General features: G+C 62.1%; 15 protein-coding genes. 7 read left to right on the forward strand and 8 right to left on the reverse strand.

The genetic code is table 11. The features are described from left to right. Nucleotides 1–78 precede the first annotated feature (78 nt). The gene (locus ACLH0I_RS09340; RefSeq protein WP_411386868.1) at nt 79–777 is read left to right on the forward strand and encodes a response regulator; all 699 of its coding nucleotides are present in this window, start codon (nt 79–81) and stop codon (nt 775–777) included. Between the two features lie 122 nt (nt 778–899). On the opposite strand, the gene ACLH0I_RS09345 is transcribed toward ACLH0I_RS09340, so the two are convergent. After that, entirely contained in the window at nt 900–1,937 is a 1,038-nt protein-coding gene (locus ACLH0I_RS09345; RefSeq protein ID WP_411386869.1) for a patatin-like phospholipase family protein, read from the reverse strand. A gap of 208 nt (nt 1,938–2,145) precedes the next feature. Between ACLH0I_RS09345 and ACLH0I_RS09350 the strand changes: the two genes are divergently transcribed. The 3 genes from ACLH0I_RS09350 (at nt 2,146) to ACLH0I_RS09360 (ending at nt 4,338) form a co-directional block, all read left to right on the forward strand. Further along, a complete protein-coding gene (locus ACLH0I_RS09350) occupies nt 2,146–2,436 on the forward strand; it encodes a hypothetical protein (protein ID WP_014337256.1) in 291 nt (96 codons plus the stop codon). 93 nt (nt 2,437–2,529) lie between these two features. Beyond that, on the forward strand, nt 2,530–3,291 hold the full coding sequence (locus ACLH0I_RS09355; protein WP_250962382.1) for a CHAD domain-containing protein: 762 nt from the start codon (nt 2,530–2,532) through the stop codon (nt 3,289–3,291). 249 nt (nt 3,292–3,540) lie between these two features. Further along, nucleotides 3,541–4,338 (forward strand): acyl-CoA thioesterase, encoded by a 798-nt coding sequence (locus ACLH0I_RS09360; protein WP_411386870.1) that lies wholly within the window; start codon nt 3,541–3,543, stop codon nt 4,336–4,338. A 12-nt stretch (nt 4,339–4,350) separates the two neighbouring features. Here ACLH0I_RS09360 and ACLH0I_RS09365 read toward each other — a convergent pair whose 3' ends face one another. From ACLH0I_RS09365 to ACLH0I_RS09375, 3 genes are all read right to left on the reverse strand, one after another. Further along, nucleotides 4,351–4,725 (reverse strand): terminase, encoded by a 375-nt coding sequence (locus ACLH0I_RS09365; RefSeq protein WP_411386871.1) that lies wholly within the window; start codon nt 4,723–4,725, stop codon nt 4,351–4,353. 338 nt (nt 4,726–5,063) lie between these two features. Beyond that, nucleotides 5,064–6,545, reverse strand: a complete 1,482-nt coding sequence (locus ACLH0I_RS09370; protein ID WP_411386872.1) for a methyl-accepting chemotaxis protein — start codon at nt 6,543–6,545, stop codon at nt 5,064–5,066. A gap of 247 nt (nt 6,546–6,792) precedes the next feature. Continuing rightward, nucleotides 6,793–7,599, reverse strand: coding sequence for a TatD family hydrolase (locus ACLH0I_RS09375; RefSeq protein ID WP_411386873.1), 807 nt, complete (start codon nt 7,597–7,599; stop codon nt 6,793–6,795). A 235-nt stretch (nt 7,600–7,834) separates the two neighbouring features. On the opposite strand from ACLH0I_RS09375, the gene ACLH0I_RS09380 reads away from it, so the two are divergent. Continuing rightward, nucleotides 7,835–9,256, forward strand: coding sequence for a transglycosylase SLT domain-containing protein (locus ACLH0I_RS09380; protein ID WP_411386874.1), 1,422 nt, complete (start codon nt 7,835–7,837; stop codon nt 9,254–9,256). Between the two features lie 100 nt (nt 9,257–9,356). Then, on the forward strand, nt 9,357–9,791 hold the full coding sequence (locus ACLH0I_RS09385) for a DoxX family protein (protein WP_250962377.1): 435 nt from the start codon (nt 9,357–9,359) through the stop codon (nt 9,789–9,791). Between the two features lie 258 nt (nt 9,792–10,049). Here the strand turns inward: ACLH0I_RS09385 and ACLH0I_RS09390 are convergent, their stop codons facing one another. Next, nucleotides 10,050–10,247 carry a hypothetical protein gene (locus ACLH0I_RS09390; protein WP_411386875.1) on the reverse strand — a complete coding sequence of 66 codons (198 nt, stop codon included), beginning with the start codon at nt 10,245–10,247 and terminating at the stop codon, nt 10,050–10,052. A 497-nt stretch (nt 10,248–10,744) separates the two neighbouring features. Here ACLH0I_RS09390 and ACLH0I_RS09395 point away from each other — a divergent pair, with 497 nt between their 5' ends. Further along, nucleotides 10,745–11,053, forward strand: coding sequence for a hypothetical protein (locus tag ACLH0I_RS09395; protein ID WP_053120460.1), 309 nt, complete (start codon nt 10,745–10,747; stop codon nt 11,051–11,053). 8 nt (nt 11,054–11,061) lie between these two features. Here the strand turns inward: ACLH0I_RS09395 and greB are convergent, their stop codons facing one another. Genes greB through ACLH0I_RS09410 form a run of 3 tightly spaced genes read right to left on the reverse strand, consistent with a single transcriptional unit; the run spans nt 11,062 to nt 14,781 of the window. Continuing rightward, nucleotides 11,062–11,559, reverse strand: a complete 498-nt coding sequence (gene greB / locus ACLH0I_RS09400; RefSeq protein ID WP_003199337.1) for a transcription elongation factor GreB — start codon at nt 11,557–11,559, stop codon at nt 11,062–11,064. A 34-nt stretch (nt 11,560–11,593) separates the two neighbouring features. Next, a complete protein-coding gene (locus ACLH0I_RS09405) occupies nt 11,594–14,098 on the reverse strand; it encodes an ABC transporter permease (RefSeq protein ID WP_411386876.1) in 2,505 nt (834 codons plus the stop codon). Continuing rightward, nucleotides 14,098–14,781, reverse strand: coding sequence for an ABC transporter ATP-binding protein (locus tag ACLH0I_RS09410; protein WP_060738553.1), 684 nt, complete (start codon nt 14,779–14,781; stop codon nt 14,098–14,100). The genes ACLH0I_RS09405 and ACLH0I_RS09410 overlap by 1 nt, the downstream gene beginning before the upstream one ends. Between the last annotated feature and the right edge of the window lie 5 nt (nt 14,782–14,786).

The raw sequence follows: 14,786 nt of genomic DNA on the forward strand, positions 1-14,786 counted from the left end.
GCCCGGCTGAGATACTCTTTTGCTACCCGCAGCTTGCGACCTGCTAGCCTTTCCATTTGATTGCAATGAACGAGCCCCATGAGCCAGACCGCGACCCTTTTGGTCATCGATGACGAACCGCAGATCCGCAAATTCCTGCGCATCAGCCTGAGCTCCCAAGGCTACAAGGTGCTGGAAGCCGGCACCGGCGCCGAAGGGCTGGCCCAAGCGGCGCTGAACAAGCCCGACTTGCTGGTGCTCGACCTGGGCCTGCCGGACATGGACGGCCAGCAGGTGTTGCGCGAGTTTCGCCAATGGTCGACGGTGCCGGTGCTGGTGCTCTCGGTGCGGGCCAGCGAAGCGCAAAAAGTCGAGGCGCTGGACAACGGCGCCAACGATTACGTGACCAAGCCGTTCGGCATCCAGGAGTTCCTCGCCCGTATTCGCGCCCTGTTGCGCCAGGCCCCGACCGGCGAGCCCCAGGAGGCTGCGCTGAAGTTCGGACCGCTGACGGTGGACCTGGCCTATCGACGGGTGCTGCTGGACGACACCGAAGTGGCCTTGACCCGCAAGGAGTACGCCGTCCTGGCGCAACTGGCGCGGCATCCGGGGCGGGTCATCACCCAGCAACAACTGCTCAAGGACATCTGGGGCCCGACCCACACCGAAGACAGTCACTACCTGCGGATCGTGGTCGGTCACCTGCGCCAGAAGCTGGCCGACGACCCGACCCGGCCGCGGTTCATCGTGACCGAGGCGGGGGTGGGGTATCGGTTGTTGGGGGAGGGTGGGCTTTAGTTCTGTGTTGTCTGGGCTGTGGCCATCGCGAGCAAGCTCGCTCCACAGGGGCAGTGTCCACCGCAGATCCAATGTGGGAGCGAGCTTGCTCGCGATGAGGCCCGCACAGCCACCGCAAATCCCTAGTTCTGCTCACGCTCATACCGATCCAGGGTATCGCTGGCAATCTCCCGCCCCAGGGCGATCAATTCCGGCGCCTTGTAGAACTCGAAAAACCGGCACACCCGCTTCGGCACGTTGATCAGCACATCCGGCGGGTAACCGGCGATCTTGTACTGGGCCAGGGAGGTCTGCATCACTTCGAAACTCTGGTTGATCAAGTCCAGCAACGAGGCCGGGCCGACGTTATCGATGATGAATGAACCGGTGGCGGATTTCGGCGCGCCTTCGTTCTCCGGCGCGGCAGCCGGCTGTTGGCCTTCGGGCTCGACCGAGTCGATCCATGGGTTGATGTCGGCGGCCTCGGCCTTCAAGGCTTCCTGCTCCAGCAGCAACAGTTGTTCGGCCTGCTTGCGGCGAAACGGCAGGCGCGAACCCAGTGAGCTGACCAGGGTGTCGAAGCGACGCCTGAACGCGGCGGGGCGCGGAATCACCGGTAATCGATACTGTTTCTGGTTGGTGGCGTTGAGGTTGACGGCGATGATCAGGTCGCAGTGGCTCGACACCACCGGCACGATCGGCAACGGATTGAGCAGGCCGCCATCGACCAGCATACGATTGCCTTGCATCACCGGCGTGAACAGGCTGGGAATCGCTGCCGAGGCGCGCATTGCCTGGTGCAGGCAACCTTCCTGGAACCAGATCTCCTGCTGGTTGGTCAGGTCGGTGGCCACGGCGGTGTAGGGAATGCGCAGGTCCTCGATATTGATGTCGCCGACGATCTTGTGGATCTGCCCGAACACTTTCTCACCGCGAATCGCCCCCAGGCGAAAGCTGACGTCCACCAGCCGCAGGACATCCAGGTAGTCGAGGCTTTCGATCCAGTCGCGGTAATCCTTGAGCTTGCCCGCGGCATAGATCCCGCCGACGACAGCGCCCATGGAACAACCGGCGATGCAGGCGATGTCATAGCCGCGTCGTTCGATTTCTTCGATCACCCCGATATGGGCATAGCCCCGGGCTCCACCCGAACCCAATACCAATGCGACACGTTTTGTCATGACCCGGCCTCTTGTCGAACAGGCTTCAACAATGCACTCATCGACGGCTCGGCTCAATCATTGTGGCGCACGCGTCGTTATTTGATACGCCAGCGCGGCATTTGCGTATTCTTTCCCACACTGGAATTTACCCGGTCGGGCCTTGGCACTTTTTGCCGGTGCGACCGTCTTACCAGCACGACTGTTTTCCTGACTTGAGGTGTAATCGATGAAAGCCCGGATCTGCCTGCCCCTGGTGGCTTCCCTGATGGTTCTGGCCCTGGCTGGTTGCGCAGGCAAAACCGCTTACCGTGACAGCTGTGGCAGCCAACTCGACAGCGCCTGGCGTGAACTGGACCTGGCCAAGGCCGAAGGTTTTGCCGGCACCGTCAGCTACTCCAAGGCCTTGTCCCTGCTGACTGGCGCCAAGACCCAGCAGCAATTCGAAGCGTTCGAAGGCTGCGCCAAGAAAGCCGAGAAGGCGCGTTTCTACATCCGCGAATCCCGCGCGGGACGATAAAAACAGCTGCAAGTTATAAGTAAGGAACGTGCGACGCGCTCCTTACTTGCGGCTTGAGGCTCCCGACTTGAAGCTGCGTACGGAGTACGCCCAATGATCGATCGGCTGGTGGCCCGCATACTGGGCCTGGAAGTCCGCCTGCTGGCCTGTCAGGCCCGCTTGAATGCCCACACCGACAGCGAAGCCCTGCATGACCTGCGCACGACGGTACGCCGTTTGCGCAGCTTGTTGCGTCCGCTGCGTGGATTGCCTGGCGTCGAACAACTGGAAACGGCGGCTTCGGCGGTCGGTACGTTGACCACCCCCCTGCGCGACCGCGAAGTGTTGGCGGCTTACCTTGAGCAACACGGCCAGATCGCGGCGGCGCGGCGACGCCAGGTGCAAATGGCCGATGCCTATCCCGCCGTGGCCGCCAGTGTCGAGCTGGCCCAGTTGTTGATGATCCTCGATGCGTTCCCGCGCTTCATTCGCGCCGCCCAGCGTGAGGGGTTGCTGAAGGGCTTGCGCAAACGCATCGAAAAGCGCCTGGACAAGCAATGGAAGAAACTCGACGAAGCCCTGCGCGATCCGGCCCATGACCGCCACCGTTTGCGCTTGTTGATCAAGCGTGTGCGCTACGCCATCGAAGCTTACCCTGAGCTCGACCGCCTGCCCGAAGCGGCCATGCCCCGACTCAAATCCGCCCAGGGCGCGCTGGGCGACTGGCATGATTGCTGGCAATGGCTGGCCAGGGCCAAGGAAGAAACCGATCTGCACGCTTGCGTACCGACCTGGCACGCCACGATGGAAAAGGCCGAGGCCAAGTCCGACAAGGTGCTCGACAAGTTGATCGCGAGTTGCTTCGGAAAGTCCTGAACCCACCGTATTCCCCCTATGGGACTTTCCTTTTGTGGGAGCGAGCTTGCTCGCGATAGCGGTGTGTCAGCTTGCGTAATGATTGACTGGTACACCGCTATCGCGAGCAAGCTCGCTCCCACAGTAGATTTATGGGAAATTCAAAAACGGCGGCTTTTCTGTCAGCCTCTTTGGCCGGAATGAGCCCTGTGCCGCCCGTCCGGGCTGGTTAAGATGCCTTCATCCTTTTCCCCTGTTTTCGAGGTCGTCATGCGCTTTTCCGAGTTGATCGATGCCGTGCGCCGGCAGCCAGGCGCGGTGACCATCGCGCCAGAATGGGGCCAGGGCCGGGCCAGTTTTGGCGGGTTGGTGGCGGCGCTGCAATATGAGGCGATGCGTGCCCGAGTACCGGCGGATCGCCCGGTGCGTTCGCTGGCGATCACCTTCGTCGGCCCGGTCGAGCCCGACGTGCCGGTGAGTTTTGAAGTCGATGTGTTGCGTGAAGGCAAGGCGGTGAGCCAAGTGTTGGGGCGGGCGGTGCAGAACGGCCAGGTGGTGACCGTGGTGCAAGGCAGCTTTGGCGCTTCGCGCTCATCCGTGGTGGCGGTGCAGGCCGACCCCGCGCCGGATTTCAAAAGTGTGGAGCAATGCCAGGAACTGCCTTACGTCAAGGGCATGACCCCGGAATTCATGCGGCACCTGGCGATGCGTTGGAGCGTCGGCGGCTTGCCGTTCAGCGGCAATAAATCCCGAAGCATGGGCGGCTGGGTGCGCTTGCGCGGTGATGTGCAGGAGGAGCCGCTTAACGAAAGCCATATCCTGGCCTTGGTGGACGCCTGGCCGCCGGCGTTGCTGCCGCACCTCTCGCAAATGGCCCCCGGCAGTACGCTCACCTGGACCATCGAGTTCGTCCAGCCGTTGCTGGAGCTCACGACGCTGGACTGGTGCAAATACCTGGCTGAGATCGAGCATGCCCAGGACGGCTACGGCCATGTCGCCGCGAAGTTCTGGAGCGCCGATGGCCGCTTGATCGCCCTGAGCCGGCAGGCCGTAACGATCTTTGGTTAACGCTTTCCTCAGTTAAGGCTTGCGGTTGTGACGGTGGCGATCACGCCAGGCGCGCCACCAGCCACCACCGAGAAAGAACCGCGGAAAAGTCAGGAACTGCTCCACCAACAGGCGTGAGACCGCATCCTTGCGGTCGCTGAACGGTTCGGAGGCCTGGGCCTCCAGGCTGTGGCCGTGGCGCTGCAAACCCAGTGCCGCGAGTAGGCCGATGACACCGATGGCGACATCGCCCAGGCTCAAGCTGAATACCCCCGACACAATCAGCAGAAATGCGATGATGAACAGCGGCACGGCAATCAGGTGCAACACCAGGTTGGTGGGATGGCGATGATTGTCGGGGTAGGCGCGCCATTGCCAGGCCGGAAGGTTGGGGTGACGTTTGCCCATGATGCTATTCCTCGAACGAAACCGAATAACCCAAGGATAGGTCCGGGCGGGCGGTGCGGCGAATGGCGGTTGGCTATCGAAGCGATAGGTGGCCATACAGTTTTGCTGTTGTGGCAAGGAGCTGCTTTGTGGCAAGGAACCGCTGTTGTGGCGAGGGAGCTTGCTCCCGCTGGGCTCTGTAGGAGCTGGCGAAGCCTGCGATCTTTTGATCTTTTGATCTTTCGCTTGAGATTCAAGTGTCTGGGGAAAGATCGCAGCCTCGTTGCACTCGACAGCTCCTACGGGCGCCCCAGCGGGAGCAAGCTCCCTCGCCACAGAAGCCACAGGCAAGCCAGTTTCTACAGTTTCAGCTGTCCGATCGCCTTGCTCAACTCTCCCGCCAACGTTGCCAGTTCGTCACTGGTGGTGGCTGAATCCACGGTCTGGCGCACGGTGTTTTCGGTCACGTCGCGAATGCTCACCACCGCCCGGTTCATTTCTTCGGCAACGTGGCTTTGCTGCTCGGCCGCGACAGCAATCTGGGTATTGCTCTCGCGCATCTGTGCCACCGCTGCGGTGATCTGCGCCAACGCATCGCCGGCCTCGCGGGCCTGTTGTACGCAGTCATCGGCCTTGAGCGAACTCTCCTGCATGAAGTCCACCGCGTCCCGGGTTCCGGCTTGCAGGGCCGAGACCATGGTGGTGATTTCATCCGTGGACGTCTGGACCCGCTTGGCCAGATTGCGCACCTCGTCGGCCACCACGGCAAACCCCCTGCCCATTTCCCCAGCCCGCGCTGCTTCGATGGCCGCGTTCAGGGCCAGCAGATTGGTTTGTTCGGCGATGCTGTGGATCACATTGACCACGCCGTTGATCTTCTGGCTGTCTTCGGCCAAGCGTTGGATCATCTCGGCGGTCTGCTGCACGCCCGAAGACAACCCGGTGATCGACTGCTGCACCCGGCCAACCACTTCGTGGCCATTGCCGGCCAGGGTGTCGGCGGTTTTCGACAGGTCGCGGGTGGCGCCGGCGTGCTGGGCGATGTGATAAACCGTGGCGGACATTTCGTTGATCGCCGTGGCCGCCTGATCGGTTTCGCTTTGCTGGCCGAGCATGCCGTGGCGTACCTCGTTCATGCTCGACGCCAGGCGCGCCGCACCACTGTCCAACTGCCGGGCGGTGCTGGCAACGGTATCAACCACCCGTTGATAACCGGCTTGCATGGCATTGAATGCCGCCGCCATCTGGCCCACTTCATCCTTGCAGGCCAAGGGCACACGGGCGGACAAGTCGCCGGTTTTTTCCACGTGCAGCATCACATCCTTGAGCGTATTGAGCTGGCTGAGCAAAAAGCGGATCAACAGTTGCGACGCGCCCAACATCGCCAGCATCAACACGAACACCGCCACGGCGTATTGGCTGAAGCGTTCACCGAACACTTGGCTCAGGCTTGCACCATGGGCTAACACCGCGAGTTGCTGGCCGTCACCTCGACGAATCACCTGGGCACCCAGCAGCGGGTTGTCGCCCAACAGCGGCCCGGCATCGAATTCGACCCAGCCCTCGACCTGCACCAGCGAAGGCAACGGTTGCTCATTGAACATCGGGATCTGCCCGCGCTGGAATGCCAAAAGGTTGTTGGCTTTGGGCACGGGTTGTCCAGTAGGCCAGGCGTCGAGCACCTGTGCCTGGGCCCGTGCGTTCGCCTGGGCCGCGTGGTTGCGGGCTTGCTGTTCCAGGTGCACGGCGTAGAGCACCAGCAGCAACGTGGTGATAAAGGCGACTGCATTGACCGCCCAGAATTTGTATTTCAACGAGATATTGCTAAGCCAGGCACCCATGGAAGGTTTTCTCTGATAGCGGAAACAGCATTGGCAAGGTGCCATTATTGTGCCGCTGCTCAAGAGGCTGGGTTTTGATGTGGGTCAACAGGCAATGCGGATTCCGCGGTTTTGATGCGGGCCGACAGGCAACAAATTACCCTTGTGGGAGCGAGCTTGCTCGCGATAGCGGTGTGTCAGTCAGCCTGTATGCAAGCTGATCCGCCGCTATCGCGAGCAAGCTCGCTCCCACAGGGATGTGTAGACGTCAGGAAAGAGTGGGCAACCCAAAAAATGCCCGGGCGCAGGCGGTGCTGTGGTCGGCCAGGTCTTCCTGGGTTTCGCCCCTGTGCAAGGCCACTTCGCGCAGGACTTCCGTCAGGTAGGCCGGCTCGTTGCGCCCGTTCTTGGGTTTGGGCCGCAGCGTGCGGGGCAGCAGGTAGGGCGCGTCGCTTTCAAGCATCAGCCGACCGCGGGGTATTTCACGCACTAATGGGTGCAGGTGCGTGCCCCGGCGTTCGTCGCAAATCCAGCCCGTGATGCCGATGTGCAGGTCCAGGTCGAGGTAGCTGAACAGCGCCTTTTTTTCACCGGTGAAGCAATGCACCACGGCCGCCGGCAACTGATCGCGAAAATCCCGGAGGATGTCCAGCAAGCGCTGGTCGGCGTCGCGCTCATGGAGGAAGACCGGCAGTTGCAACTGGACTGCCAGGGCGAGGTGCTCCTCCAAGACTTTTTCCTGCTGGGGCCGAGGAGAGAAGTCCCGGTTGAAATCCAGCCCGCATTCGCCCACCGCACGCACGCGGCTGTGCATCAGCAGGTCCTTGAGGTGCCGGGCGCTGTCGGCGGTCCACTCGCTGGCGCTGTGGGGGTGAATGCCAGCGGTGGAAAACAGCCGCTGCCCGGTGTCGTCGAGCTGTTGGCACAGTTCCAGGGCCTGTTCGCTGCCCTCGAGGCTGGTGCCGGTCAGGACCAATTGGCAGACCGCGGATTCATAGGCGCGCTCAAGTACCGCCTGGTGTTTGTCGGCGAAACTGGGGTTGGTCAGGTTGACGCCGATATCGATGAGTTGCATGGTGCTACCTCGGCCCAAAGGCCGGAAAGCATATCAGAGCTGTAGATTTATAAGAAAAACCAAGAACTACAACGAGTTGAGGCTGTCTGTTAAGGCCGCGAGACACATTGGGTGGTATAAAAACCATCGCTGTGCCAGTCTTCCGCACTTTTTCGGCGTCTCAGGCGCTCTGTTTCTGTCGACTCAGCCTCGTTTTTCAAGGGAGGCGGTCGGCGGTATTCCTTCCGGAGAGTGGATGACACGTCCCCAGGTGTTGCTACTGTTGTGTTGTTCGCTGCTGTTGCCGATGCCGGCCGAAGCGCGGCTGCCTGGCCCGGTGCAGGCGGTGGCGCCGGGCACGGTGCGCGACTTGGCGCAGATCCGTAGCAGCCGAGTGTTGAAGGTGCTGGTCAATCAGAGTCGCAACAGCTCCGGTGAAGTCCAGGGCCAACCCATTGGCGTCGAATACCACCGGCTGCGCGCTTTCGAGCAATACCTCAATGGCCACGCCCTGGATGGCCAGGAAATCACCCTCAAGATCATCCCCAAGGCCAAGGACCAATTGCTCGGTGCCTTGCAGCGTGGGGAGGGCGACCTCGTCGCGCCGGGTGAGTTGCTTGAGCCCCAGGCCGGCCATGCCGTCAGTGCCAGCAATCCGATCCGTACCGACGTGCCTTTGCTGCTGGTGGGCATCAAGGGAGAGAAGCGCTACACGCGCGTGGAGCAACTGTCCGGCAAGACCCTGGCCCTGCCCAACGGCAGTGCGGCGGGGGACGCCGTGAGCCAGATCAACCAGAAACTGGCGCTGCTCAAGCTGCCGCCGGTGAAGATCGAATGGGTCGATCCCTCCCTGGCTGTGGAGGATGTCCTGGAGATGGTTCAGGGTGGGATTTTCCATTTGACCATCGTCGAGCAGCCCATCGCCGAGCGCTGGGGCAAGATCCTGCCCAAGCTGCGCTTCGACCGTCAGGTGCTGATTGGCAAGCCGGGTGACGAATACTGGTTCGTTCGCCGTGACGCCGCCATGCTGCGGGCGAGCATCGATCGATTCCTGGTGACCTACAAGGTGCCCTCTAATCAAGACGCGGCATTCCTGCGTATCTATCGGCGTTTGTACCAAGTCCACTATCCGTTGGCCAGGGCCAATCGCCAGCGCCTGGAAAAGCTGCGCCCGGTGCTGCAAAAACATGCCGACGCCCAGGGCATGGACTGGCTCAACCTGGCGGCCCTGGCCTTCAAGGAATCCGCCCTGCAACCCAACGCCCGCAGCGGCTCAGGCCCCACCGGCCTGATGCAGATCACCCCGGCGGCGGCCCAGCGGGTCGGGGTCGATAACATCCAGAACCTGGACGCCAATGTGCAAGCCGGCGCCAAATACCTGGCCCTCATCCGCCGCAAGTTCTTCGCCAGCCCCAAGCTCAACGAGCGCGAACGCATGGCCTTCGTCCTGGCGGCCTACAACATGGGCCCCGAGCGCGTCCAAGGTATGCGCGCCGAGGCTCGGCGGCGGGGACTGAACCCCAACCAATGGTTTTTCCAAGTCGAGCGCATCGCCATGGAGCAGGTGGGAATGGGCGCCGTCAGCTATGTTAATAGTGTGAATAAGTACTACCTGGCGTTTGATCGTGAACGGGAGTCCTTGGAACCGAAGGAGCAAAAGGTTGCATTGCGTAAATGATCGAATAAACTGATTGGTATCACGGATTATTTCCGCTTTTAACATGAATTTTATTGATTAATATAGCGGCCAACTCCCCACTACCCCAAGGAATGACCTTATGAGCACGTTCATCAACAAAGTTCTGTTCACCCGCGCCGGCTACGGCTTGACTGTGCTGCGCATCGTCGTCGGCGTCATCTTTGCCGCCCACGGTTCGCAGAAACTCTTCGGTCTGTTCGGTGGCTACGGCCTGGCAGGCACGGCGCAGTGGATGGAAAGCATCGGCCTGACCCCGGGCTATGTGATGGCGACACTGGCGGGCGGCACGGAGTTTTTTGCCGGCCTGGCGTTGATCATCGGTCTGCTGGCCCGTCCTGCGGCGTTGGGCCTGGCGTTTGTGTCGCTGGTGGCGATTTTCTCGGTGCACATTGGTAACGGCTTGTTCATGGCCAACAACGGTTATGAGTTTGCCCTGGCGTTGCTGGGAGGCAGTATTGCCGTGTTGATCGAAGGGGCGGGCAAGCTGTCGGTCGATCGTGCCATTGCGGGTTGATTGCTCGATTTGAATTCGAGGCCCGTCTTGTACGTAATGCTGTTCACTTAGGAAAAACGGCGCTTCTTCAGAAATGGGAAGCGTTTTTCCTGTGGGAGCGAGCCTGCTCGCGAAGGCAGTGCCTCAGTCGGCGAAGATGTTGGGTGTGCAGGCCTCATCGCGAGCAAGCTCGCTCCCACAGTGGTTCTGTGTCGGACATGAATTTTGTGTTCACTGGAGATCCAGTGTGGGAGCGAGCTTGCTCGCGATAGCGGAGGATCAGCCACATAAATGCCGGCATATGCCCCGCTCTTGCTCTTGCTCTTGCTCTTGCTCTTGCTCTTGCTCTTGCTCTTGCTCTTGCTCTTGCTCTTGCTCTTGCTTTGGATCTTGATCTTGATCTTGATCTTGATCTTGATCTTGATCTTGATCTTGATCTGGACGCCCCGTTAAACCACGATGGCCGAACGCAGGCATTGCGCAGTGGGCACCTCGGCATGGATGCCGAGGTAGCCGCGCTGGGCCATGGATGGCCCTTCGCGGCGGCCCACGGAGCAATGCCGGAGTGAGGGCACACCGAGCCTAGGCGAGGTGCCGAGTGGTGGGGCAAAGCGTTTTTGGTTACTTTTGGCGCTCTTCCAAAAGTGACCCGCTGTAAGAGCGGAACCATAAGCCGTCGTTACGCCAAAAACGGATATACACACCAACCCACGCCCCTCTGAACAGATAATCAGAACACAGCATTACCGTCTTGCACGGGTCTTTTTTATGGGAAGTGATTCTTGACACTGACCAGTCAGCTTCTCTAGGATGCCGCTCATGCGCCGATTTAAACAGCTACTTGCGGGGCGCCAGGTGACTCATCCAGTCGCCGATAGAAGCCAGAAAAACACGGCTTCGAAATACCGCTAAAGCGCTGGTTCGGTGTTGCCTCTCACCTGCCATGCAGACTTTTGAGGCAGAGACACGACACGATGAACGCACCCAGTCCCCTTGTACGTCTTGCGCCGATCACGGCGAACCTAGTGCAGCGCAACCCGAAAATCCTCCTGGGCGGCACCCACCAGCCAACACTCTTGCGTTACCTTGACGGCTGGCCACGTCGCAACCACGGGCCTGCTGCTTTCCTGATCCAATTCGTCGAAGACGGTGAGTCACTGGCACGTTTTGCCAATGACAGCTTCGACCTGGCTGTCATCCAATCCCCCAGCGCAGAAGATGCTCCTGAAATGATCCGGCAATTGACCCGTGTCGCACGGCAGGGCTTGATCACGCGCCGCTGAGTTGAGAGTCACGGATACGCGATGTCGACGATATAAACCCGTTTCTCGCCTGTGGGTGTCTGGACGCTGACCTCCGCGTCCAAGGCCTTGCCGATCAGTGCCCGGGCCAACGGCGAGTCAATGCTGATCAGGTTCTGTTTCAGATCCAGCTCGTCCGGACCAACAATGCGATAGCGTGATTCCTTGCCGTCCTCATCTTCGACCGTGACCCAGGCGCCGAAATAAACCTTGTTTGGATCGCTGGGTTTTTCACTGACCACTTTGAGCGCCTCGAGGCGCTTGGTGAGGAAGCGCACGCGACTGTCGATTTCCCGCAGCATTTTCTTGCCGTAGGTGTATTCGGCATTTTCCGAGCGATCGCCCTGGGCCGCAGCCTCGCTGACTGCCTGGGTCACCTGGGGACGGCGCACATGCCACAGCTCATGGAATTCGGCGCGCATCCGCGCTTCACCCTCGGGGGTGATCAGCGCAGTGCCGGCGGTGCGGGGTGGGCGATAACGGCTCATGGCAACTTCTTGTGATAGCGAAGCCGGGAGTCTATCAACCCTCGCGCAATACTGTCAGCGGGCTGGCGTTGAGCGCCCGACGGGTGCCAAACACCCCGGCCGCGCCAATCAACAAGGCCCCCAACAGCGGTAATACCAACAGCCATGGATGCGGGTGCCAGGGCAGGTCGAAGGCGTACCGGTAAAGCACCAGGCTCACCAGCTCCGAGCCCAGGGCCGCCAGCAGGCCGCTGACCGCCCCCAACAGGCCGAATTCGATGCGTCGGGCCTTGACCAGCAGGGGCCGTTCGGCGCCCAGTGCGCGCAACAACGCGCCTTGGCGAATCCGCTCGTCGAGGGTGGCCTGCAGGCCGGAGAACAGCACCGCCATCCCCGCTGCCAGCACGAACAACAGCACGTACTCCACGGCCAGGGTCACCTGGGCCAGGATGCTGCGCAGTTGTTCGAGCAGGGCTTCGACTTGCAGGATCGTCACCGCCGGGAAGGCCCGGGACAGGTCGACGATCTGTTGGTCGTGACCCGCCGCCAGGTAGAAGCTGGTGAGGTAGGTCGCCGGCAGGTCCTTCAATGTGCCGGGCTGGAAGATCATGAAGAAGTTGGGCTGGAAATTGTCCCAGTTGATTTGCCGCAGGCTGGTGACCTTCGCCTCACGGTTGACGCCCCCCACGCTGAAGACCAGGCGATCGCCCAGCTTGATCTTGAGGTTTTCGGCCACTTTGCCTTCCACCGAAACCCCCGGGACATCGTCCGGTGGCTGCTGCGGCCACCAGGTCCCGGCGGTGACGACGTTGTCCGCCGGCAGGTCCGCGGCCCAGGTCAGGCTCAGGTCGCGTTGCAGTGCCCGGTCCCCCGCCGAATCCTTGGTGACGAACTCCGTGGCCGGTTCGCCATTGATGCTGATCAGGCGCCCGGGTACCACGGGGTAGAGCGGGGCCGATTGCGCGGACAATTCCAGCAGCTTGTCGGTGAAGGCTTGCTTGTCGTTGGGCAGGATGTTGAGGGCGAAATAGTTCGGCGCATTCTTGGGCAACTGGTTTTGCCAGGTGTCCAGCAACTCGCCGCGCAGCAGCGCGATCAACGCCATCGACAACAGGATCAGGCCGAACGCCAGGGCCTGGCCGGCTGCCGCCAAGGGATGACGCAGCAATTGGCCGAGGCCCAGCCGCCAGGGCAGGGCGGCGCGGGCCAGCAGGCGACGCAGGCTCTGGAGCAACAGCAACAAGAGGCCGCCGAGGACCAGCGCGGCAATGACACCACCGCCCAACAGGGCGAAGGTCAGCACCAGGTCCAGGCTCAGGCGCCACATGATCAGGCCCAGGGCGCCCAGTGCGGCACCGTAGATCACCCAGGAGCTGGAGGGGATTGGCAGCATGTCCCGGCGCAGCACACGCAGCGGCGGCACTCGCCCCAGCGCAGCCAGTGGCGGCAAGGCGAACCCTGCCAACGCCACCAGCCCGGTACCGATACCAGCGATCGCCGGCAGCAGGCCGCCGGGCGGAACGGTGGTAGGCAGCAGGTCATGCAGCAGGGCGAACAGGCCCAATTGGGCGACCCAGCCGAGCAGGGCACCGCTGATGCTGGCGAGCAGGCCCAACACCGTCAATTGCAGGCTGAACAGCACCATGGTTTCCCGGCGGGACAGGCCCAGGCAGCGCAGCAGCGCGCTGGCGTCGAAGCGTCGGGTGGCGAAGCGGTTGGCCGAAAGCGCGACGGCCACACCGGACAGCAGCACCGCCACCAGGCTGGCCATGTTCAGGTAGCGCTCGGCCTTGCCCAGGGCGCCGCCGATCTGGCGGTTGCCGTCGCGGGCATCCTGCAGGCGCTGGTTGGGTTCAAGGCCAGGCTTGACCAGGTCGCGGTAGGTTTGCAGGGCCGGTGCCGGGCCGCGCCACAGGTCACGATAGCTGACACGGCTGCCCGGTTGCACCACGCCGGTGGCCTCCAGGTCCTTGAGGTTGATCAGTACCCGCGGGGTGAGGCTGTAGAAGTTGCCGGCGCGATCCGGTTCATAGGTCAGCACCCGGGCCAGGCGCAGGGTCTGGTTGCCGATGTCGATGCTGTCGCCGATCTTCAGGTCCAGTGCCGTCAGCAGCCGCGCCTCGACCCAGGCCTCGCCAGGGTTCGGACGTCCGCCGGTTTCTTCCGGCGCGAACGGGGCAGGGGTGCTTTTCAGCTCGCCGCGCAATGGGTAGCGGTCATCGGCCGCCTTGACGCTGGACAGCTGGATGCCATTGTCGGTGGCCACGACACTGGAGAACTCCACCACCCGGGCATGTTCCAGGCCCAATTCGGTGCCGCTGCGGATCTGCTCCGGGCGGGCCGGCGAGCTGCCTTCGAGCAGCAGGTCGGCACCGAGGAATTCGGTAGCGCGCATCATCATCGCGCCGTTGAGGCGGGCACCGAAGTAGCCGATGGCGGTGCTCGCCGCCACCGCCACCAACAGGGCGAAGAACAACACCCGCAACTCACCGGCGCGGGCATCGCGAAGCAATTGACGGACAGCGAGGCTGAACAGGCGCAACAGCGGCAGACGTGCCATCAAGGCTCCAGGGGGGCGACCATCTCGCCGGCTTCAAGTCGGATCAGGCGCCGGCAGCGATGGGCCAGGCGTTCATCATGGGTGACCAGCACCAAAGTCGTACCGCGTTCCTTGTTCAGTTCGAACAGCAGGTCGCTGATGCGCTCGCCAGTGTGGCTGTCGAGGTTGCCGGTGGGTTCGTCGGCAAACAGCACGTCGGGCTCGGCGGCAAAGGCGCGGGCAATCGCCACTCGTTGCTGTTCGCCACCGGAGAGCTGGCGCGGCGAATGGGTCAGGCGCTGGCCCAGGCCGACGCGCTGCAACAGTTGCGTGGCGCGTTCGCGGGCATCCTTGCGGCCGTCCAGCTCCAGCGGCAACATGACGTTTTCCAGTGCATTGAGGCTGTCGAGCAACTGGAATGACTGGAAGACGAAACCGACATGCTCGGCGCGGATCCGCGCCCGCTGGTCTTCATCCAGCGCGCTGAGGGCCTGCCCGGCGAGCGTGACCTCGCCGCTGCTGGGCAGGTCGAGGCCGGCCAGCAGGCCCAGGAGGGTGGATTTGCCGGAACCGGACGCGCCGACGATGGCCAGGCTGTCGCCCTTGTTCAGTTCCAGGCTGAGTTCATGCAGGATGGTCAGTTCACCTTCCGCGCTGGCGACCACTTTGCTAAGGTCCGTCGCGGTGAGAATGCTTGAGCCCATGGAGA

Source organism: Pseudomonas sp. MPB03 (genome assembly GCF_046605385.1).
GTDB lineage: Bacteria > Pseudomonadota > Gammaproteobacteria > Pseudomonadales > Pseudomonadaceae > Aquipseudomonas > Aquipseudomonas zanjanensis.

What these genes read in the sequence shown, in the direction of transcription:
- greB (WP_003199337.1), bottom strand. Translation starts at nt 11,559, where the DNA reads ATGAGCCGTTATCGCCCACCCCGCACCGCCGGCACTGCGCTGATCACC.
- ACLH0I_RS09380 (WP_411386874.1), top strand. Translation starts at nt 7,835, where the DNA reads ATGACACGTCCCCAGGTGTTGCTACTGTTGTGTTGTTCGCTGCTGTTG.
- ACLH0I_RS09410 (WP_060738553.1), bottom strand. Translation starts at nt 14,781, where the DNA reads ATGGGCTCAAGCATTCTCACCGCGACGGACCTTAGCAAAGTGGTCGCC.
- ACLH0I_RS09365 (WP_411386871.1), bottom strand. Translation starts at nt 4,725, where the DNA reads ATGGGCAAACGTCACCCCAACCTTCCGGCCTGGCAATGGCGCGCCTAC.
- ACLH0I_RS09405 (WP_411386876.1), bottom strand. Translation starts at nt 14,098, where the DNA reads ATGGCACGTCTGCCGCTGTTGCGCCTGTTCAGCCTCGCTGTCCGTCAA.
- ACLH0I_RS09395 (WP_053120460.1), top strand. Translation starts at nt 10,745, where the DNA reads ATGAACGCACCCAGTCCCCTTGTACGTCTTGCGCCGATCACGGCGAAC.
- ACLH0I_RS09350 (WP_014337256.1), top strand. Translation starts at nt 2,146, where the DNA reads ATGAAAGCCCGGATCTGCCTGCCCCTGGTGGCTTCCCTGATGGTTCTG.
- ACLH0I_RS09390 (WP_411386875.1), bottom strand. Translation starts at nt 10,247, where the DNA reads ATGCCTGCGTTCGGCCATCGTGGTTTAACGGGGCGTCCAGATCAAGAT.
- ACLH0I_RS09375 (WP_411386873.1), bottom strand. Translation starts at nt 7,599, where the DNA reads ATGCAACTCATCGATATCGGCGTCAACCTGACCAACCCCAGTTTCGCC.
- ACLH0I_RS09385 (WP_250962377.1), top strand. Translation starts at nt 9,357, where the DNA reads ATGAGCACGTTCATCAACAAAGTTCTGTTCACCCGCGCCGGCTACGGC.
- ACLH0I_RS09345 (WP_411386869.1), bottom strand. Translation starts at nt 1,937, where the DNA reads ATGACAAAACGTGTCGCATTGGTATTGGGTTCGGGTGGAGCCCGGGGC.
- ACLH0I_RS09340 (WP_411386868.1), top strand. Translation starts at nt 79, where the DNA reads ATGAGCCAGACCGCGACCCTTTTGGTCATCGATGACGAACCGCAGATC.
- ACLH0I_RS09370 (WP_411386872.1), bottom strand. Translation starts at nt 6,545, where the DNA reads ATGGGTGCCTGGCTTAGCAATATCTCGTTGAAATACAAATTCTGGGCG.
- ACLH0I_RS09355 (WP_250962382.1), top strand. Translation starts at nt 2,530, where the DNA reads ATGATCGATCGGCTGGTGGCCCGCATACTGGGCCTGGAAGTCCGCCTG.
- ACLH0I_RS09360 (WP_411386870.1), top strand. Translation starts at nt 3,541, where the DNA reads ATGCGCTTTTCCGAGTTGATCGATGCCGTGCGCCGGCAGCCAGGCGCG.